Annotated in this window: 14 protein-coding genes; 8 read left to right on the plus strand and 6 right to left on the minus strand. The window is 74.4% G+C overall.

Going from position 1 to position 20,648, the window contains the following annotated elements:
* The first annotated feature begins 2 nt into the window (after positions 1-2).
* From OG782_RS19010 to OG782_RS19020, 3 genes are read left to right on the plus strand one after another with little or no spacing between them, the layout of a single operon-like run.
* Positions 3-1,904 carry an HAD-IIIC family phosphatase gene (locus tag OG782_RS19010; protein ID WP_406452510.1) on the plus strand — a complete coding sequence of 634 codons (1,902 nt, stop codon included), beginning with the start codon at positions 3-5 and terminating at the stop codon, positions 1,902-1,904.
* On the plus strand, positions 1,891-2,136 hold the full coding sequence (locus OG782_RS19015; RefSeq protein ID WP_406452512.1) for a phosphopantetheine-binding protein: 246 nt from the start codon (positions 1,891-1,893) through the stop codon (positions 2,134-2,136). Before OG782_RS19010 ends, OG782_RS19015 begins: the two co-directional genes overlap by 14 nt.
* Positions 2,133-2,987, plus strand: coding sequence for a 4'-phosphopantetheinyl transferase family protein (locus OG782_RS19020; protein WP_406452513.1), 855 nt, complete (start codon positions 2,133-2,135; stop codon positions 2,985-2,987). The genes OG782_RS19015 and OG782_RS19020 overlap by 4 nt, the downstream gene beginning before the upstream one ends.
* A gap of 20 nt (positions 2,988-3,007) precedes the next feature.
* Here the strand turns inward: OG782_RS19020 and OG782_RS19025 are convergent, their stop codons facing one another.
* Positions 3,008-3,997, minus strand: a complete 990-nt coding sequence (locus tag OG782_RS19025) for a LuxR C-terminal-related transcriptional regulator (RefSeq protein ID WP_406452515.1) — start codon at positions 3,995-3,997, stop codon at positions 3,008-3,010.
* Positions 3,998-4,439: 442 nt separating this feature from the next.
* Positions 4,440-5,159, minus strand: coding sequence for a 4'-phosphopantetheinyl transferase (locus OG782_RS19030; RefSeq protein ID WP_406452517.1), 720 nt, complete (start codon positions 5,157-5,159; stop codon positions 4,440-4,442).
* Positions 5,160-5,452: 293 nt separating this feature from the next.
* On the opposite strand from OG782_RS19030, the gene OG782_RS19035 reads away from it, so the two are divergent.
* The 3 genes from OG782_RS19035 to OG782_RS19045 all read left to right on the plus strand — a co-directional run bounded on the left by OG782_RS19035 (position 5,453) and on the right by OG782_RS19045 (position 10,413).
* Entirely contained in the window at positions 5,453-6,298 is an 846-nt protein-coding gene (locus tag OG782_RS19035; RefSeq protein ID WP_406452519.1) for a metallophosphoesterase family protein, read from the plus strand.
* Positions 6,299-6,444: 146 nt separating this feature from the next.
* Complete coding sequence (locus OG782_RS19040) at positions 6,445-9,162, plus strand: AAA family ATPase (RefSeq protein ID WP_406452521.1); 2,718 nt, start codon at positions 6,445-6,447, stop codon at positions 9,160-9,162.
* 288 nt (positions 9,163-9,450) lie between these two features.
* On the plus strand, positions 9,451-10,413 hold the full coding sequence (locus OG782_RS19045; RefSeq protein ID WP_406452523.1) for a polyprenyl synthetase family protein: 963 nt from the start codon (positions 9,451-9,453) through the stop codon (positions 10,411-10,413).
* 21 nt (positions 10,414-10,434) lie between these two features.
* Here the strand turns inward: OG782_RS19045 and OG782_RS19050 are convergent, their stop codons facing one another.
* Genes OG782_RS19050 through OG782_RS19065 form a run of 4 tightly spaced genes read right to left on the minus strand, consistent with a single transcriptional unit; the run spans position 10,435 to position 17,885 of the window.
* On the minus strand, positions 10,435-12,126 hold the full coding sequence (locus OG782_RS19050; protein WP_406452525.1) for an AMP-binding protein: 1,692 nt from the start codon (positions 12,124-12,126) through the stop codon (positions 10,435-10,437).
* Positions 12,117-14,357 (minus strand): ATP-binding protein, encoded by a 2,241-nt coding sequence (locus OG782_RS19055; protein ID WP_406452527.1) that lies wholly within the window; start codon positions 14,355-14,357, stop codon positions 12,117-12,119. Before OG782_RS19055 ends, OG782_RS19050 begins: the two co-directional genes overlap by 10 nt.
* Entirely contained in the window at positions 14,348-16,846 is a 2,499-nt protein-coding gene (locus OG782_RS19060; protein ID WP_406452529.1) for a BTAD domain-containing putative transcriptional regulator, read from the minus strand. Before OG782_RS19060 ends, OG782_RS19055 begins: the two co-directional genes overlap by 10 nt.
* A gap of 4 nt (positions 16,847-16,850) precedes the next feature.
* On the minus strand, positions 16,851-17,885 hold the full coding sequence (locus tag OG782_RS19065) for an AfsA-related hotdog domain-containing protein (protein WP_406452531.1): 1,035 nt from the start codon (positions 17,883-17,885) through the stop codon (positions 16,851-16,853).
* A gap of 212 nt (positions 17,886-18,097) precedes the next feature.
* Between OG782_RS19065 and OG782_RS19070 the strand changes: the two genes are divergently transcribed.
* Entirely contained in the window at positions 18,098-19,555 is a 1,458-nt protein-coding gene (locus OG782_RS19070) for an MFS transporter (RefSeq protein WP_406452532.1), read from the plus strand.
* Positions 19,556-19,658: 103 nt separating this feature from the next.
* Complete coding sequence (locus tag OG782_RS19075; protein WP_406452534.1) at positions 19,659-20,615, plus strand: AIR synthase-related protein; 957 nt, start codon at positions 19,659-19,661, stop codon at positions 20,613-20,615.
* The last annotated feature ends 33 nt before the right edge of the window (positions 20,616-20,648 follow it).

A 20,648-nucleotide genomic window follows, 5' to 3' on the forward strand; every position in this document is an offset into this window, starting at 1 on the left:
GGATGACCACGGCCCTGGACCGGCTGCGTGATCTGCGCAGAAGAGGTCTGCTGGAGAAGGAGTACGACCAGGTCGCGGCGGTGCTCGCGCAGGAGGAGCCGGGGGGCGGGCTGCCGGACGCCGCAGCGGCCGGCCGGCTGCTCGCCACCGTCGGCCCCGATGGAGTGCTGGCTCACCATCCGGCGGTCCCCGTCGTCACGGTGGCCGTCACCGGGCAGTCCACGGTGGGCCAGGTCCTCGACCCGCTCAGGGGCGAACTGGCCCGCCACGGGATGCTCCTGCGCCCGGTCCTCGGCGAGCACGGCACCTATCTGCGCGACCTCACCGACCCGGCCGGGGAGCTGCACGCGGCCGCCCCCGACCTCACCCTGTGCTTACTGGACGCCGAGACCCTCTTCTCCCAGGTCCCCGGGGTGTGGAGACCCGAGGACGTGGCGGCGGCCGCGGAGGAGGTACTGGCCCGGTGCGCCGCGCTGGCCGCTGCCGCCCCGGGCACCCTGGTGCTCAACACCCTCCCGCTGCCGCGGAGCCGCAGCCACCAGCTCGTCGACCACCGCTCCCGGGCCCGGCTCGGCGCGGTGTGGCGGGAGTTCAACGCCCGGCTGCTGCGCCTCACGGAGCAGTGGCCCGCACTGGTGGTGATCGACCTGGAGCCCCTGATCGGTGAGGGCGGGCCGGTCACCGACCCGCGTCTGGCCCGGTACGCCAAGGTGCAGCTCGGCGCGGAACTCCTCGCCGCCTACGCCCGTGAGGCCGGCCATCTGGCCAGGTCGCTGCGTGGCGCGACCCGTAAGTGCCTGGTGCTCGACCTCGACAACACCCTGTGGGACGGCGTGCTCGGCGAGGAGGGCCCGGACGGCATCGCCGCCGCGGGGACCCTGCGCGGGGAGGCCTTCGGCGCCTTCCAGCGATGCGTCGGGCAGCTCGCCTCCCAGGGCGTACTGCTCGCCGTGAGCAGCAAGAACGACCAGGAGCAGGTGGACCGGGTGCTCGCCGGCCATCCCGATCTGGTGCTGCGCGGGACGGACTTCGTGGCGGTCAACGCCAACTGGGAGCCCAAGGACGCCAATCTCGCCGACATCGCCCGGCAGCTGGATCTGGGCACCGACGCACTCGTCTTCGCCGACGACTCACCGGCCGAGCGTGCGCAGGTGCGCCATGGCCTGCCCGAGGTCGCCGTCGTGCCGCTCGGCGAGGATCCCGCCTCGCACGTGGAGCGGCTGCTGGCGGACGGCTGGTTCGACGCGATGAGCCTGACCGAGGAGGACCGGGCCAGGACCGGTGAGTACCGGGCCCGCCGGGAACGCCGGGACCTGCACGCCGGTTCGGGCTCCCACCAGGAGTTCCTGGAAGCCCTGGACCTCGCTCTGGAGGTCGGCCCGGCCCGTCCGCACGAGTTCGGCCGCATCTCCCAGCTGACCCTGCGGACCAATCAGTTCAACCTCACCGGGGGCGGCCACTCGGAGGCCGGGCTGACGGCCCTGGCCGGCGGGCCCGGCCGGCAGCTGCTGCTGGCGGCGCGCAGCGCCGACCGTTTCGGCGACAACGGTCTGACCGGCGCCGTGCTGGTGACCGTGGACGAGGGGATGTGGCGGCTGGACAACCTGTGGATCAGCTGCCGGGTGCTCGGCCGTGGCATCGAACAGGCCTTCCTCGCCTTACTGTTGAGAAGGGCCCGGCGCCTCGGACTGAACACAGTGAGCGCCCGCTACGTACCCACCGTACGCAACCACCGGGTCCGGGACTTCTATCCGTCCTGCGGGTTCGTCGCCCGTGATCTCCCGGACCGGGAGGCGGACGGGGACGGTGCTCTCGAGTTCCACCACGATCTGACGGTGCTTCCGGACGTCCCGGGCCATGTACGCGTCACCGAGTCCGGAGGGCAGTTGGATGAGCTCCGCTGATCCGCTCGGCCTCGACGGTTTCCTGCGGACCGTGGGGGACGACCTCGGCCTGGACGTCGACGGACCCGCCGGAGCGGACACCGCCCTCACGGACCTGCCCGGCTGGGACTCGCTGAACCTGCTCCGGCTGGTGGCCCTCCTGGAGGAGTCGGGCCATCGCGTACCGGTGCACCGCCTGCTGGAGGCGCGCAGCCTCCGGGACATTCACACGCTCGTGAAGGAGTACGGATGACCGCCCCGGGCAGCCTCACGCTCGGTTCACCGCTCGGTGAGCCCGTCGCCGTGGTTCCCGGAGGTGATTCGTGGGACAGGGTCAGAGAGGACCTCGCCACCCACGGGAGCGCGCTGGCCTACGCGTGGCTGAAGGACCTGGAGCCGGAGGTGCCGTCCGGTGACGGGCTGCGCGAGCTCCTGGGGCGCGACTGGACGCGCTACCTCGACCTCACCCACGCCGATGTGCGCGGCCGTTACGTCGCCTCCCGGATGCTCCTCAAGCACGCGGCGGGAGCCGTGCTGGCCAGTGAACCGGCCGACCTGGAACTGGCCTACGGGCCGACCGGGCGCCCGTATCTGCGCGGCTGCGACCAGATCGACATCAGCCTCAGCCACACCGAGGACCTGCTGCTCGTCGGGCTGACCACCTGCGGGCTGATCGGGGTGGACGCCGAGCGCGCCGAGCGCGACATGTACGGCGGCGGACTCGTCCGGCACATCTGCACGCCCTACGAGGCGGTCCTGCTGTCCGGGATGCCGGAGAAGGAGCGCAACGGTGCGCTGGTGCGGCTGTGGACGCTGAAGGAGGCGTACAGCAAGGCGATCGGGCAGGGCATGCAGTTCCGCTTCACCGAGTTCGGCTTCGGCCCGGACGGCCGGCCCGTACGGGTGCAGCGGCCGGACGGCACGGCGGGCACCGGGCAGGAGTGGACCTTCCGCACCTTCGCCCTGCCGGGCGGCTATGTGGTCAGTGCGGCGGTGTACGACGCGGGGTTCGGCAAGCTCCAGGACGCCCATGTCACGACGATGCTCGACCAGGACTGCGTGGACGCGATCACCGAGGCCCTCGACTCGGACACCGGCGCGTGAGGTGCGGGGCGGTGCCGGGTTCAGAACGAGTGCGTCGGGTCGCCGGGGAGCAACTCCTGGCGCGCGGCGTTGTATCCGGCCTGGAAGCGGCTGGTCGCCTCCAACTGCTCGGTGATCTCCGCGATATGGCGGCGGCAGGTGCGGACGGACATACCGAGCCTGCGGGCGACCATCTCGTCCTTGTAGCCCTTGGTCATCAGCCGGATGATCGACCACTTCAGCTCGTCGGTGGAGGCGGGGGGCCGCTGGGACTCCACGACGTACGGGGACGCGCCCTCCCACAGGTACTCGAAGACGGAGCACAGGAACGCCACGAGGGTGGGCTGGCGGACGACGGCGGCGCCCGGAGTGCTGCCCGGCTGGGCGGAACGCTCGGGAAGGAAGGCCACTTCCCTGTCGTAGATGATCAGTCTGTCGATGACTTCGTCGGCGGTACGGACCTCCGCTCCCTGGAGCGTGACGTCGCGGACGTACGAGCGGGTGGGCAGGTCGTTGCGGGCGGTGTGCTGGTAGATGGTGCGGATGCTGACCCCGCGGCCGAGGATGGACAGGGCGCTCTCCCGGGCGTCCGCGAGGATGTCCGCCCGGCGTGCGCCACCGGGCTGGACGGTGATCAGCTCGCTCTTGCAGGTCTGGCCCAGGTGGTCGAGCATCGCCTGGATCCGGGAGGGGTCACTGATGACGTCGAAGGCTTCCAGGTGATTGCGCAGCCTGCGTCCCTCGAAGTAGAGGGGGGTCAGCGACATCAGCTTGGCCCGGACGTCCGTGATCGCCTGCTGGAGGTCGCGGATCTGCCGTTCGGCGGGGCCCACCAGGGAGGCGGCCGCGGCGTCGGGCGTGACGGGGGTCAGCTGGTGGGAGTGGCCGGGCACCGACTGGAGCAGCCGGACCCCGGACAAAACGCTCTCGACCCGCGCGATCTCGTCGTGCGTGAGGGACAGTTGCTCGGCAATCCGCTCACGGTCGAAGCGGCCGCACTCGACGGCGAGGCCGTATGCCGCAGCGCTCACGTCGTCCAGTTCGGCAAAGCCCGAATCTGCGTACTCCCCTTGGAACACGCCAGCCCCCACTGATCGATGTAATTGCTGCCACGTAACTTTACGCCAACGTGCAGGCCTTGGCGCGAATGATCGCTATCCGAGACTCTATTCCCGTCACCCGGTCCCTCCAAAGCCGGAGATTTCGGGTGAGGGAGTTTGCGGAGGCAGGGCTCATTCGCCGACCGAGGGGAGTCGCAATGGCAAGGTATGGCAAAGAATCGTTAGCTCTCTTGACTTTGCTGGCGGGTATACTTCTGGCCGTTATAGGGGGGCAGTTCATGTCGGGCCTGGTGCTGCACGGGGCGTCCACAGGGTCCGGCGGCACGGGGGCGGCGAGCGGGCTCCTTCAGGTGGGGCAGGACAGACCGGACGACGACCGCTGGGACTGACCCTCCCGCCGGCCGTCCATGTCTCAGCCGATGCTCCCCGCGTGGCACCTGCGGGGAGCATCGCTGTGTGCCGGGGCGGCCGGCCTGCGGGCGGGTACCGCGATGGCGCTGAGCAGCACACCGTCGCGCGCGGACCACCGGCCGCTGAACGAGGTGGGCCCCGCCGGGGAGAGCTCCTCGGGCCCCGGGAGCAGCCGGGCGTGGAAGGTCTCCTGCGCGGCGTCCACGCTCACCAGCGCGTCGGTGAAGTCCAGTTCCTGGCCGGTGAGCGGGAACCAGGTCTTGTAGACGGCCTCCTTGATGGAGAACAGCAGCCGGTCCCAGGCGATCTCCGGCACCGACCAGGCCAGTTCACGGGTCCGGCGCAGTTCCTGCGGCAGTGCGATCGACTCCAGCACCCCGGCGGACAGCGGGGCGTTGGGCTCCGCGTCGATCCCCACCGAGAGGAAGTCCTGCGCACGGGCGAGCGCCACGCCCCGGAAGCCGGCGCAGTGCGTCATCGACCCCACGACCGAGGGCGCCCACTGCGGAACGCCGCGCCGGCCCGGCAGCACCGCGGCCGGCGCCACGCCCAGCGCCCCCATCGCACGCCTGGCGCACCACCGCACCGTGCCGAACTCCAGCCGGCGCTTGGGGACGGCGTTGCGGATCAGGGTCTCCTCCTCCGGGAAGAGGAACACATCGGCCGGGTCGGCGGTGGCCTCGGCGGTGGCGACGTTCGACGGCAGGAGCTTGGTGAGCACGGCGTTCCCTTCGGGTCGGTGCGTCGGGGTCCGACCTCTCCCACGCTCGCGCCGCCGCCCGGTCCGGGCCAGCGAAGAGGGTGCCGCCCGGCCGGAAGGGCCCGCCCGGCCCGGACTTTCTCCCAGGCCGCTGCCATCCCCGGGGCGGTCTCCGCCCCGCCCGGGGGTGCGCTGTCACTGCCCGCGGCGGGCCTTGCCATCTCCCTGCCATCCGGACGGGCGTGGACGGCCGCAGTCAACTGAGGGGTGCGGGAGGGGTGTTAGCCGTACCGCCGGCCGTCCAGCCTGGGTGAATGGCGCACGGAAACCTCATGGGCATCAGTGACCTCCATGTCGCATTCCCGGAGAACCGCCGGATCGTCGAGGAGCTGTATCCCGACAGCCCCGCCGACTGGCTCATCGTGGCCGGTGACGTGGGCGAGTCGCCCGATGATCTGCGATGGGTGCTCGATTTGCTGACGCGGCGGTATGCCACCGTGATCTGGGCGCCCGGAAACCATGATCTGTGGACTCTTCGCGAAGATCCCGTGCCCTTGCGTGGAGACGCGCGCTACCGGCGATTGGTCGAAATCTGTCGGTCGTACGGCGCGTACACCCCGGAGGACCCGTACCCCGTCTGGTCGGGGCCGGGCGGACCGCTGGTCGTGGCGCCCCTGTTCCTGCTGTACGACTACAGCTTCCGTACGCCCACCGCCGCCACCCAGGAGCAGGCGCTGGAGCAGGCCTACGAGGCCGGAGTGGTGTGCACCGACGAGTTCATGCTGCACCCCGACCCCTACCCCTCCCGCGAGGCCTGGTGCCGGGCCCGGGTCGCCGCCACCGAGCAGCGCCTGGCGGCCTGCGATCCCGAACTGCCCACCGTGCTGGTCAACCATTTCCCGCTGGTCCGCACCCCCACCCGGATCCTGCGGCACCCCGAGTTCGCCCAGTGGTGCGGCACCGACCTCACCGCCGACTGGCACACCAGGTTCCGGGCCGCCGCGGTCGTCTACGGGCATCTGCACATCCCGCGGACCACCTGGTACGACGGGGTGCGGTTCGAGGAGGTCTCCGTCGGCTACCCCCGCGAGCGGCGCCACCAGGGCCGTTCCCGGGTCGCCCCGCGCCGCATCTTCCCGGCCGTCCCCGGGGATAGCTGACTGGCAGCTTCCGGACACCGCTCGGACCGGAAACCGACCCCTAGAGTGTTCCTGGACTGCTTTTCAAGCGCAGCTCGATCGGTCCTGAATCCGATTCGCGTTCCCTTTCTATTCGAGCACGCGGAAAGTGGGCACTGGGGGATCTCATGGTGTTGTTCCGTCGCGCGGAGGAACTTTCTCTTCTGGAAAAGCTGATCGAAGGCTGCGGAGAAGGGAATTCTGGACTAATTCTTGTCGAAGGTGCGGTCGGCTGCGGGAAGAGTGAATTCCTCGAGACCGTGGCCGTGAATGCGGAGAAGCGCGGCGGCATCGTGCTGAGAGGCATGGGCACCGCCGACGAGCGGCGGCACCCGCTGGGCGTGCTGCGCCAGCTGACCGCCGACGCCCCGGCCGGCGCGCTGCCGGCCGTGCCGTCCTCGCCCGGCGAGGCGGGCCGGCTCGGGGCCATGCGGCAGTTCGCCTCGGCCGTCCGTGAACTGAGCACCACCGCACCGGTGGTGATCTGCGTGGACGACCTGCACCACGTCGACGAGCTGTCCGGCCGCTATCTGCTCCAGCTCACCCGCTCCACCCGCCAGGCCAAGGTGCTGCTCGTCCTCACCGAGTCCTTCCACGAACACGGGGACGACCCGCTGCTGCGCACCGAACTGCTGCGGCTGCCCCACTTCGTACGCCTGCGGCTGGAGCGCTTCACGCCCGAGGCGGTCCGGGCGATGCTGCCCGACCGCGGCGAGGCGGAGGCCGGCCGGCTGCACCGGGCCAGCGGCGGCAACCCGCTGCTGCTGCGGGCCCTGCTCCAGGACGCCGGGGCCCGGCCCGGGGAGGCGTATGCGCAGGCCGTGCTGGCCTGTCTGCACCGCTGCGGATCCGCGACCACGGAGCTGACCGAGGCCATCGCGGTGCTCGACTCCCTGGCGAGTGCCCCTCATGTAGCCCGGCTCGCCGGCGCCCCCGAACCCGCCGCCGCCCGCGCGCTCGCCGCCCTCGAAGCAGCGGGCCTGCTCGCCGCCGGGCGAGGGCAGGGCTTCTGCCACCCGGCCGCGCGGGCCGCCGTACTCGAAGGCATGGAGCCGGAAGCCCGCCGGGCCCTGCACCGGCGGGCCGCCCTGCTGGCACGTGGAGCGGGCGCCCCCGACACGGCCGTGGCGGCCCAGCTCCTGGCCGCACGGCACACCGGTGAGGACTGGGCGCTGCCCGTACTGTGCTCCGCGGCCGACCAGCACGCCGCCGACGCCGCCCCCGACCGGGCCACCGCCCTGCTGCGGCTCGCCCGCGAGACGTGCACGGACGAGGCCCGCCGCACCGAAGTGAGCGTCAGGCTCAGCGTCGTCACCGGGCGCACCGACCCGGCCGCCGCCGAACGCCACCTCGACGAACCCCTCGCCGCTCTCGCCGCCGGCCGGCTGGAGCCGCGCGCGCTGGGGCCGCTCGCCCGCGCCCTGGCCGCGCAGGGCCGCATCGACGAGTCGACGGAGGTGCTGGAGAGGCTCGCGGCCGGTGAGGGCCGGCACCCCGGCACCACCGAGCGCAGGCCCGGCGACATCCCGGGCGACGACCCGCTCGACGGGCTCTCGGCGTTCCCCCAGTGGGGAGCCGTCGGCCGCCGCTGCGTCTCCGTCGAGCCGGGCGGGCAGCCGGCGGGCCGCGCCATGCGCGGAGCCGTCCACCCCGCGGCGCTCTGGTCCCTTCCGGCGGAGGCCGAGGAGGGGGCCGCCGCGCAGGCCGCCGAACTCTTCCTGCGGGGTGCCACCCTGGCCGAAGGCATGGTGGAGCCGACCGTGCAGGCCCTGCGCACCCTGCTGTACCTGGGCGGCGCCGACCGGGCGCTGCCCTGGTGCGAGGCGTTCGCCGACCAGGCGGAGGCGCGCGGTGCCACCGGCTGGCAGGCCGTCTTCGCCGGGCTCCTCGCCGAGGTACGGCTGCGGCTGGGCGACCTCACCGGCGCCGTCACCACGGCGGAGGCGGCCCTGCGCGCGGTACCCGCCGGAGGCGGCGGCGTCCAGCTGTGCGCCGTCACGGCGACCCTGGTCCGGGCGTTCACCGCCATGGGCCGGCCCGAGGCGGCGGCGGCCGTACTGAGCCGGCCCGTTCCCGACCGGCTGACGGGCAGCGTCCACGGACTGGCGTACCTGCGCGCCCGGGGCCACTACGCCCTGGCGACCAGCCGCTTCCACGCGGCCCTCGGTGACTTCCTGGACATCGGCCGCCACATGAAGCGCTGGGGGCTGGACCGCCCGCGGGTGCTGCCCTGGCGGGCCGACGCGGCGGAGGCGCTGTTCAGGCTCGGCGAGACCCACCAGGCCGACCGCTTCCTGGCCGACCAGCTGACCACCCGTGACGCCAACGACCCCTGGGTGCGCGGCATGTCGCTGCGCCTTCGGGCCTCGCTGCGCGAGCCGAAGGAGCGGCAGGTGATGCTCACCAAGGCCGTGGACGACCTGCACCGCTCTGGCGACAGTTACGAACTGGCCCGTGCCATGAGCGACTTCGGCCGGGTCCTGCGGGTCCTGGGCGAACCGGCCCGCGCGGCCATGGTCAACCGCAGGGCCTGGCACGTGGCGAAGGAGTGCGGGGCCGAGGCGCTGTGCGTGAAGATCCTTCCCGGTCACACCGGCGAGGAGCCGGAGACGGCCTCGGCGGCCGGGGCCCCGCACGCCGACCTCGTGGCCAGTCTCAGCGAGTCGGAGAAGCGGGTCGCGCTGCTCGCCGTGCACGGCCACACCAACCGGGAGATCGCGCAGAAGCTGTACATCACGGTGAGCACGGTGGAGCAGCACCTGACCCGCGTCTACCGCAAGCTGGAGATCCCGGGCCGGCAGGCGCTCCCGGTCGATTTCCACCTGGGGGTGGCCGAGTTCATCTGAGACCGGCCGGCGCACGGGGCGACGCCGCCCCGTGCGCCCGGCCGGTCCGGGCTTCCCGCGGTGGTGCGCGGGGCGGCGGGCGCGACGTGGCGGTCACCGGGCCGCGTCCACCCGCGGCATGGCAAGGCCATGGCAATCCCTGGCCGGTCCCGCCCTGCCATGGCAGGCAACTGGTGCCCCATATCCTCTCCTTTGCCGGGCGCTCGCACACCGGCCCGCCGGGGTGGTTCGCGTGCGGTGGGTCCTGGAAGGTCGGTCCTGAGGCCGTAGCCCACCAGGGAGGGCACCATGACCACCACCCCCACGCACGACCAGCCGGGCAGCGCGGCGACGCCCGGCCGGGTGCGCGATGCCATGCTCGACCGGGTCGAGGAGCGGCTCGCCCGGCTGTTCGCCGATGAGGGCCGCAGTCGTCGCACATCCGATCCGCGCAGCGCCGTACTGGTGGCGGGTGTGGCCGAGCTGGTGCAGGCCGGCGCCGAGCGGGCCCACCCGGTCATCTGCCTCACCGGGTACCTCGCGGCCGGCGGCGACCCGGCCGGCGACGACGTCGTGGCCGCGTCCGTCGCGCTCGAACTCCTCGACACCTGCCTGATGATCCGGGACGACGTACGGAACAACGCGACCCTGCGCCGCGGCATCCCCACCCTGCACATCAGCCACGCGGCCGAGCACGAGCGCAACGGCTGGAGCGGTGAGTCCCGCCGTTTCGGGGAGGGCACCGCGGTCCTCGCGGGCGATCTCGCCCTCGCGTACGGGGACCGCTTCGCGGCCCGGCTCCCGGACGAGGCCTGGCAGTTGTGGGACGGGCTGCGCACGGAACGGGCCATCGGGGCGCACGCGGAGGCCGCCGCGGCGACCGAGTACCTCGACGACGCCTGGCCGGGCCAGTGCCTCGACGGCTGCGGCAGCGGCTGCGGCGCGGGCTGGTACGGGCTGCGCCACGCCCTGCTGATCGGCGCCGCGCTCGCGGGCCGGGAGGATCTGCGCGCGGCGTACGAGGAGTACGCGCGCGCCCTGCACGGGGCCTGGCGGATCCGCGGATTCCTGCGCGGCGGCCCGGGTTTCGGCGGCGACGCGCAGTTCCTGCGGGACATCTTCTTCGACGCACGGGCCCGTGAGAGTGCCGAGGAGACCATCGCCGGGCTTCTGGAGCGGGCCGACACGGCGGTGGCGTCCGCCCCCGTGACCCCCGGCTGGCGCACCGAACTCGCCGCCTTCGCCCGCCGGGTGGCGGGCTGCGAGCAGTGACGGCGCGGCCCGTCGCTGTGGTTACCCGGGGGCCGGCCGGGGGCTGCCCGGGTGGAGGCGGAGCAGCCAGCTGCGCAGGGCGGCGCGGCGGAGCCTGCCGTGCTCGTCGCGGGGGAGGGCTCCGACGATCTCCAGCCGCGTCGGCAGGAACGCCTCGGCGATCCCCAGCGCGGTGAGGTGCTCGCGCAGCTCGGCCGGACCGGGCGGCCGGTCCCACGCGGTCGGCACCACCACCGCGCAGGGCAGCTCCCCGTGCTCCGGATCGGTGTAGGCGACCACCGCGGCCTCCCCCACCCGGGGGTGCGCCAGGAGGCCCTCCTCCACCTCCGCGAGCGGCACCATGAAGATCGCGCCGGTCCGCGTCCCCGCCCTGGCCAGCACCTGGATCCCGCCCCCGGGCGCAGCCGTCGCGAGGTCACCGGTGTCCAGCCAGCCGTCCCCGTCCTCCCAGGTGGACACGGGCGCCGGGGAGCCGTGCCGCCAGGTGGCCAGGGCCACGGAGGGCCCGCGGACCCTGAGCGGGGCAGCGGCCGAACCGCTCCCGGCCGACACCTCGAGACCGCGCAGCAGCCGGGCGCCCCCGGACGCCGACAGGGCGCCCATCCCCAGCTCCGGCGCCCCCCACGCGGACAGCACCGGTACCCCGAACACCTCCCGCAGTTCGGCCGCGAGCGGCTCCGGAGTGCTGGTGCGCGCGCCCGAGAGCACCAGCCGCAGCCGCTCCAGGTTTCGCGGCCGGTGCCGCTGCGTGGTGAGCAGCTCCGCGAAGTAGGCCGGTTCCGCGTACACCTGGTCGACCCCGGTCTCCGCCATCAGGTCCAGACACCGGCCGGGGTCCCAGACGTCCTGATAGACGCCCGTCCCGCCGACCGTCAGCGGCCAGCACACGGAGTAGATCAGCGAGGCCAGCGAGGTCAGCGGCAGGGTGCTGAGGAACACCTCGCCCGGCCGCCGGCCGGGGCCGTCGGGATGGTCCTGGGCGGAGATGTTGGCGTACAGCGTGTCGGGGGAGTGCAGTACCGAGGTGTAGGAGTCGCGCAGCCCCATCACGCTGATCAGCAGCGTGGGCCGGTCGGCCTGCCCCGGCAGCGGCCTGCCGCGCCGGCCCGTCGCGGTCCGCTCGTGCGCGGTGCGTACGAAGTACTCCGTGAAGTCGACCGCGCCGGTCGCCGCCGCGTCCCCCAGCACCACCCGGTGGCGCAACCACGGCAGCCTCGGGGCGAGTTCCCCGAGTGCCTCGGCGTGCGCGAAGCCCTCCCAGGTGTCCGGCACCACGCAGACGCGTGCCCGCGTGCCGTCCAGGATCCGCCGCAGCCCGTGGCCCCGTACGGTCGGCAGTACGGGCACCGCGACCGCCCCGGCCCGCAGGCAGGCCAGGGTGAGGGCCGTCGTCTCCCACCAGTTCGGCAACTGGTAGGCCACCGGATCGCCCGGTGCCACCCCGAGCGAGCCCAGCGCGGCCGCGAACCGGTCGACGTACAGGGCGAGCTGACCGTACGTCAGTGTGATGCGGCGCCGGCCGGCCGGGCGCAGCAGGCGCTCGGAGACGATGGCGGGCCGCTCGGGCGCTCCGGCCGCCGTGCGGTAGAGGTCGTCGAGGAAGGTACCGGCCCGCCACCACCCGGCCGCCCGGAACCGTTCGGTGACGGCCGCGGGTGCGGTCAGCTCCATGATGCGGCGCTCCGCCGTGCCCGTGCCGCGGGTCAGGCCCACCGTCCCACCGCCCCCGCCACCTGGACCCGCGAGGTGCATCCGAGCCGCCGCATCACCTGGCGGACGTGGTTGACCACGGTCCATTCCGAGATGTCGAGCCGGGCCGCGATATGGCGGTTGGTCAGCCCCTCCGACACCAGGAGGGCCACCTGTGCCTGGCGCGGCGTGAGGGACTGCGCCTCGGCCGCCGTCCCGGCCGCCGGGCGGCGCGAGGGGGCGGGCGCCGACAGTGCCTCGGTCACCGCCGTCGGCGCGGACATCCGTACGCCCTCCGCCCACGCGGTGGCGAAGTCCGGCCAGTCCAGCCGGGAACCCAGTTCCGTTCGGGCCTGTTCGGCCCTGGAGCGCCACTCCTGCGGGACCTGGGCCCCGGTCCTGAGGCGCAGGACGTCCGCCGCCGCCAGCAGCCGTACCGTACGGGGCCGTTGTGCGGGCTGGGTGCGCAGCAGGAGCAGGGCGAACTCTTCGAGCAGGCCCGGAAGTTCGGTCCGTTCGCCGATGGCCTCGTACAGCCGCAGGGTCTCCCGCAGCGCCGCCTCGGCCCGCTCGGGCTCGTCCCCCTCCAGCGCCATCGCGGCCCCGGCCCGCAGGGCGCCGGCCAGTCCCCGCCCGTCCCGGATCCGCCGGAAGGTCTCCTCGGCCCGCTCCAGCGCCTCCAGCGCCTTGCGGCGGTCGCCCTCGGCGTGCAGCGCGGCGGCGAGCGAGACCCCCGCCTCGGCCGTGCCGCCGGTGACGCCCATCGCGGACAGTGCGCTGAACGCGGTCACCAGCACGCTCCGCGCCCCCGAGGCGTCGCCGGACCTCAGCAGGGCCGTGCCCAGCCCGACGGCGGCGAGGGCGTTCTGCCGGCGGTCCCCCACGCTCTTGCCGAGCGCGAGCGCCCGCCGGTGGCGGCGCACGGCCTCCTGCGGATCGCCCAGCGCGAGCGCGAACACCCCGGACAGGTCGGCGAGCCGGGCCCGCAGGGCCTCCGGGAGCTGCTGCCCCCTGCCGTCGGCCACCCCGTCGCACCACTCCAGGCCCTCCCGCAGCAGCCCCTGCGCCAGCCAGGGCAGCCGGCAGCCCAGCACCATCGCGGCGGCCGCCTCGCCGTCGCCCCGCTCATGCAGCCGCCGCAGGGCCGCGAGCACGTTCGGGCTCTCGGCCGCCGACTCCCGCAGCAGCCGGTCCTGGCCGGTGCCCGCGAGTCCGGGCAGCGCGGCGGCCACCAGCCGGCGGTAGCGCTCCGCGTGCGCGTCCAGCACCGCGTCTCCATCCGCCCCGGCCGGCCCGGTGCGCGCGTAGGACCGTACGGGTTCGGGCACGGCCAGCCGCAGTTCGCCCCGCTCCTCACCGACCACGGTGAGCAGCCCGCGGTCCATCAGGGGTTCGAGGCCCTCCTCGTCGGCGAGCCCCGCGGCGTCCAGGCCGAAGCCGGGCTCGTACACCGCGAGCCGCCCCAGCAGGATCCGGGCCGCGGGGGCCAGACCGCGGCAGCTCCACTCGGCGAGCGCGGCGAGCGAGCGGTGCCGTCCGGGTGCGTTGACCGGACCGCCCGCGAGCACGGTCGTACGGCCGCGCAGCCGGGCGGCGAGCAGATGTGGGGGGAGCAGCCGCAGGCGTTGCGCGGCGAGTTCCAGGGAGAGCGGCAGGCCGCCGAGCAGCACGCAGATCTCCGTGACGGCCGCGCTGTTCTCCAGGGTCAGCGCGAAGGACGGGTCGGCGTCACGGGCCCGGCGGACGAACAGGGCAACGGAGGCCACGTCGTGCGGTTCGTCGTCCGCACCGTCGCCGGGTACCGGCAGGGGAGCGAGGGGCAGCAGCTGCTCCCCGTACACACCGAGCGGTTCCACGGCGGTGGCCAGCACCACCACGCGCGGATCGGCGGCGAGGAAGACGGCGGTCTCGGCGGCGACCTCGCGCGCCTCGTGGTCGCAGCCGTCGAGCAGCAGCAGGATCCGCCCGTCGCCGGCCCCCGGCGCGGGCCGCGTCCCGTCGGCGAGCTGCCGGACCAGCGCGCGCATCGCGTCCCGTCCGGCCTCGCCCGGTGCCGCCGCGTCGACCGTCTCCACCCGGTCGAACTCGGCACCGAGCTCCCGGACGACCTCCTGCGCCAGCCGGGTCTTGCCCACGCCGGCCCGCCCGGTCAGCGTCACCAGCCGCACCGGGCGCTGCCGCAGCCGCTCCCGCAGCGCGGCGGTCTCGAGTTCCCTGCCGACGAGATCCGTATCCGGGCCGAGCGCTACCGACATGGTTCTCCGTAGGTCGGGGGCGGCCCGGTGAAGGGTTCGCCCTGGTGGATCCGCCAGAGGCCGGGCCGTATCTCCACGGCCCCGAAGCCCGCCTTCGGGGCCGTGGCCCCGGTGTCGAGCGCCCGCAGGGAGCGCCTGGCGTACATCTGGAGCCGGGGGTCGCCCAGCGTGCCGGCCAGCCGGAGGCACTCGCCGAACCAGACCCGGGCCGCCGCCGGGCCCTCCTGGGCCAGGGCCACCAGGGCGCGTGCCCGGCTCGCCTCGTAGCGGCCCCGCGCGTGACCGGGTGCGGACAGCGCGGTCAGGGCGGGCTCCAGCAGCTCGGCCGCCGCACCGGCCGCCCCGCCGTCCAGCAGCAGTTCGGCCAGGCCCACCAGCGCGTGGCCCGCCTCCTCCCCGTCGCCGGCTTCCCCGGCCAGCTCCAGCGCCTGGCCGAGCAGCCCCCGGGCGTGTTCCAGCCTCCGGTAGCGCGAGGCGAGTTCCGCGAGGCAGCGCAGCATCCGGGCCTGTGCGGAGCGGTCCGCGCACCGGCGGGCGGCGTCCAGGGCCAGGGTGTAGCAGGCCTCCTCGGTCTCCGCGTCCTCCCGCGCGTACCCGGTGAGCCCGTCCGTCAGCCGCACCGTGAGCTCCCACAGCCCGGCGTCGTACGCGGTGCGTGCCAGCCGGGCGAGGCCGGCCGCGTCGGGCTGCGACGCACGACGCGGATCCGCCGCGGCCTGCGCGTACGCGTCGCACACGCGGTGCGCCGCCGCGCGCACGGCCTGCGGGGCCTCCTCCCGGGCCAGCAGTTCGCAGGCGAGCAGCCGCAGCAGCTCCGGGAGCCGCCAGCCGTCGTGGTCCGCCTCCACCAGCCGGGCGTCGGCCAGCGCCTCCAGGGCGGCGAGTGCCTCCGTCGCGGTGAGGTCCAGTGCGGCGCCGGCCTGCCGGGCGTCGAAGCGGCCCGGTGGCAGGAGGGACAGCAGCCGGAACTCCTCCCGCCGGCCGGCGGGGCAGTCCTCGTACGCCGTCATGAGCCGGGCCCGTACATCCATGTCGCCGGTGCGCAGCGCGTCGAGCCGGCCGTCCTCCGTGCGCAGCCGGGCGGCGAGGGTGGCCGGTGTCCAGTGCGGCCGGGCCGCGAGCTGGGCGGCGGCGGCCCGTACGGCCAGCGGCAGCCATCCGCAGAGTCCGGCGACGGCGGTGACCGTGCCGGGGTCGGCGCGGCTGCCGGTGCGCCCGTCGCCGTGCCCGTTGCCGTGTCCTTCGCCGTGTCCTTCGAAGAGGCGCGCGATCCGGTGCGACTCATCGGGGCGCCAGGGGCCCAGGAGTACGGTGCGCAGCCCCGGCAGTCCGGCCGGTACCCGGCGCGCGGTGAGCAGTACGACGTGTCCCAGCGGCAGCAGGGGCCGTATCTGCGCCTCGGAGGTCACCCCGTCCACGACCAGCAGCGCCCGCGGACCGGCTGCCGGACGGGGCGGCCGGGCGCCGCCCGCCAGGTCGAAGAAGTGCACGCCGCCGGGGAAGACGCCGGCCACCCGGTGCGCGGCCTCGACCGCCAGCGCCGTCTTGCCGATGCCCGGCATGCCCGTCACGGCGACGAGGTCGCCGCCCGTCTCCGGTGCGCAGCGCAGCAGGCGTTCCACCACGGCGAGTTCGTCCGCGCGGCCGGTGAACCGGGGGTCGGCGGCCGGCAGCGCGTCCTCGCCGCGCCGTCCGGCGCCGCCGCCCGTGATCCTCTCGGCCGCCCCGGGCCGGGCCAGTTCGCGATCGCCCTCCAGGATGAGCCGCTGGAGCCGGCGTGTCCTCGGGCCCGGTTCGATGCCGAGCTCCTCCACCAGGGTCTGCCGCAGCAGCGCGAACACCCGCAGCGCCTCCGCCTGCCGTCCGCACCGGTACAGCGCCACCATCAGGTGGGCGTGGAACTCCTCGCGCAGCGGGTACCGGGCCGCCAGCTCATGGAGTTCCGCGACGAGTTCGCGGTGCATGCCCAGGTGCAGCTCGGCCCGTACCCGTTCGTCGAGCGCCGTGGTGCGCGCTTCGGCCAGGCGTACGGCCGCGCCGTCCAGCAGCGGCCCGTGCGCGATGTCCGACAGCAGGGGCCCCCGCCACAGGGCGAGTGCGCTCCGCTGGTGCTCGGCCGCGCCGGCGAAGTCCGCGTCCAGCAGGGCCTGGTGGCCGAGCCGGGACAGCTCCTCGAACGCCATGCTGTCGAGCTCGTCCGGCGATACCCGCAGCAGGTAGCCGGGCCGGCGGGTGACCAGTGCCTCGCCGCCGCTCCCGGGATCCGCGGCGCGCAGCGACTTGCGCAGGTGGGACACGTACACCTGGAGCGTCGTCGTGGCGGTGCGCGGCGGGGAGTGCGGCCACAGCTCGTCGACGAGGCCGTCCACCGAGACGACCTCGTTCGCACGGACCAGCAGCGTCCCGAGCAGGCCGCGCAGCTTGGCGGCCTGCGGGACACCGCCGCTGACCTCCAGGGGGCCCAGAATCCCGAAACGCACCGCGCTCACCCGCTCAGTAGTCCTGGACCACGGAGGTGCGGGCCTCGGCGACCGCCCACCGCTGCTGCGTCAGCGTCAGGGTGACCGGCACCGTCGGCCGTCCTTCGGCGTCCCGGCCCAGCGGACCGGCCACCGCCACGCAGCGCAGCGGCAGATCACGGGCCGCCTGCCCGCGGAAGTGCACCTGGCAGGCCCCGAGGGTGCTCCGGGACGGTTCGAGACCGTGGGCGCGGCCCGCGGTGAGCAGCGAGGTCTGGCGCAGTGCCTCCAGCAGGTGCAGACCCGAGAACTCCCCGTACGAGCCCTCGTCCGCGTTGTCGAACACGGGGCTGACCGGCGCGGACAGCACCCAGGTGCTGATCCGGCCGCGCGAGGCGTCGATGGGCTCGCTGATCACGATGTTGTCGTCGGCGCCGCGGCTCACCTCCAGGATGTCGGCCGGGCGCGGAGGCCCGTCCGGCGCGTCGTCGAGTTCCGGTACGGCGCGCATGGCCTGCCGGGCGTGCGCCACGTGCTTGCGGTAGAGCTTCGGCATCAGGAAGACCATCCCGGCCGAGCCGACGGCGCACGGACGCCCGTCGATCTGCACGTCCAGATGGAAGTCGAGCCCGCGCGGCACCTCGGCGACCACGTTCGCGGGCCGGGCCCTGATGCGCGTCTCCATGATCACGGGCCGGCCGCCGGCGGGGTCCGTGCGCCAGGCGGAGAGATCGGTGAGGTCGAGCGCGAACCGGTAGAAGAGACCGGGCCGGTCCCCGGGCACACCGAAGTAGCGGTGCCCGACGAGCTCGCCGACGTCGCGGACGGCTCCGGTCGCGATCTGGAGGTCGTGGAAGTGTCCGGGGCCGTCGTTGAAGAGCGGATGAGTGACGGGGGTCTCGCCGACGAGGGTGAAGTGCTCCTCACCCGGACTTGGCGCGTCGAGGGCGTAGTAGGACCGCGCGGACGGACGGTGGATCAGGTGCTGAGCGATCCCCGCGGTCGCCGTGGCCGCTGACGCAGGTCCGTGGATGACGGGAGCCGAGGTCGTGCGGTTGTCGACTGTCATGTCCCTCTCCTTCTCTCGGCACATGGTGAAGCGCCCTGACAAGCCCCAGCCACCCGTCCCCGATGGCCACAACGTGCATGGCAGGAAGGTGCGTCGTGCGCCCGGCAGCCGCTTAAGCGACATCCATGCGCGCGCGGTCATGCTGCATGCCGACAGCCCCGCCGAGGGACATCCCCCGTCCTCGGCGGGGCTTTCGGAGGGAGGACACCCCGATGGCCATCACGGACACCGACGGCGGCCGGCCCGGCGCCCCGGGCCCGGCGCGCGCCGGAGCTCCTACGCGCCGGCTGCGGCTCGGCTACGCCTCCGGGGCGCTCGTCACCGGCACGTTCACCACCCTGCCGGGGCTGCTGCTGCTTCCCTACCTCACGGACACCCTGGGGGTCGGCGCCGCCCTTGCCGGGGTGATCGTCTTCGTGCCCAAGGCGTGGGACGCCGTGCTCAACCCGCTCGTCGGCCGCGCCAGCGACCGGACGAGGACCCGCTGGGGCTCCCGCCGCCCGTACGTACTCGGGGGCGGGCTCGCCATGGCCCTGGCCTTCGCGATGATGTTCGCGGGCCCGCTGCCCGGGTCCGCCGGTGCCTGGTTCACCGCGGCCGGATACCTGCTCACCGCGACCGCCTTCGCCTTCTTCCAGGTGCCGTACGCCGCGATGCCCGCCGAACTCGCCGACCGCGAGGAGGACCGGGTGCGGCTGGTCGCGGGCCGGGTCGCCGTCATCGGCATCGCGGCCCTCGTCACCGGCGGACTCTCCCCGGTCCTCGTCGACGCGGGCGGGGGCGGGCTCGCCGGGCACCGCTGGGCCGGCCTGTTCGGCGCGACGGTCATCGCCACCGGCGCCCTCTGGGTGTTCGCCGGCACGGCCCGCACGGCAGGCGGTGCGGCGACCGGATCGGCCCGCACGGCAAGCAACAAGGCAACCGGCAGGGCCAGCACGGCAACCCGCACGGCAACCCGCACGGCGACCGGATCGGCCCGCACGGCTACCGGCACGGCCCACGTGCCCGCCGGCGAACCCACCCTGCGCGAACAGTTCGCCGCCGCCCGCGCCAACCCGCCCTTCATGGCGCTGCTGCGCTGCGTGGTCGTCCAGTCCGTCGCCACCGGCGTCCTCCTCGCGGGCGCCCCGTACTTCGCCGGACAGGTACTCCACGACTCCTCGGGGGTCGGCGCCCTGGTGGCCGCGTTCGTCGCCCCCAACCTCCTCACCATGCCCCTGTGGTCACGGCTGCGCGGCCCCCGCGGTTATGCCGTCGCCTCCGCACTGTTCGCCGCGGGCTGCCTGCTCCTCCTCGCGTCCCCGGCCCTGCCCGGGGGCGCGGTCCTGGCCGCCATGGCGCTGGCCGGTACCGGCCACGCGGGCCAGCTCCTCTTCCTGTACGCCATGCTGCCGGACTGCATCGCCCGCGACACCGCCCGGACCGGGCGCCACCGGGGCGGCGTCCTGTCCGGCGTGTTCACCACCGGCGAGGGCCTCGGTGTGGCCCTCGGCCCGTTCCTCTACGGCCTGGTGCTCCAGCTCTCCGGCTACGTCTCCTCCGGCACCGGCCACGCCGCCGAGCAGACCACGACGGCCCGGTTCGGCATCCTGGCCGGCTTCGGGGCCCTCCCCGCCCTGGCCGCCGGCGCGGCGGTCCTGCTCCTGCGCGCGTACGACCGCCCCTACTGACCCCTCATCAGGGACGCGCGCACCGGCACGGGTATGCGTGAGACCACCCCCGCTGGATGATGGGTGCACGCGTATGACGCGCGGGCATCGGGGGGTGGCTTTCGTGACGTACACGGGGAGTTGGGACACGGCCCAGGCCGGGTTCGGCCCGGAGGTACGCGAACTGATCGCCCGGACCCTGGCCCCGGATCCCCTCGCCCCGGAACCCGCCGTCGTGGTGCGCACCGGGACGTACGTCGTCGACCCGCCCTTCTTCGGCAACGGCGACATCGGCCGGGTCGCGGTCTGCGGCGCCGTCAACGAACTGGCCGCCACCGGCGCCGAACCCCGCCGCATCGCCCTCGGCATCGTGCTGGAGGCCGGCCTGCCGCTGGACCTGGTGCACCGGCTGACCGCGTCGGTGCGCGCCGCCGCCGACGAGGCCGGCGTCACCGTCGCCGCCGTCGACACCAAGGTCGTCCGCGCGGGCGAGGCCGACCGGGTCTTCGTCACCGCGACCGCGTTCGGGGAGCGCGGCGGGCCCCCGCTCGACCTGGACACCGTCCGCCCCGGCGACCGCATCGTCGTGACCGGTCCGCTGGGCAACCACGCCGCCCACCTGGTCTCCCTGCGGGACGGTCTCGGCTACGAACACCATGTGCCCAGCGACTGCGCACCCCTCGGCGGCCTGCTGCGCACCGTCGCCGCCGACATCCGCCACGCCCGGCCCGTGGCCGCCGGGGGTCTCGCCGAGGTCCTGCGCCTGTGTGCCGCCGGCCGGGGGCTGACCCTGCGCGTCGACGAGGCCGCGCTGCCCGTGCGGTACGAGGCGCGGGTGGCCCTCGCCACGCGCGGCCTCGCGCCGCTGGACGCGGCCTGTGCGGGCTGTCTGTGCCTGTTCGTCCCGCCGGAACGCACCCGGCAGGTCCTGGCCGCCCTGCACGCACACCGCTACGGCCGGCACGCCGCCGTCGTCGGTGAGGTCACGGCCGATCCCCTGGGCGACGTCGAGTTCATCACCCCGGACGGCGTCCACGCCCGTACGCCCAGCGCCGGCCCCCTGCCCGAACGGCTCCTCTGACCGGGCCCCGGACAGCGGGGCCCGGCTCAGGAA

The organism is Streptomyces sp. NBC_00876, from assembly GCF_045207435.1.
Classification (GTDB): Bacteria; Actinomycetota; Actinomycetes; order Streptomycetales; family Streptomycetaceae; genus Streptomyces.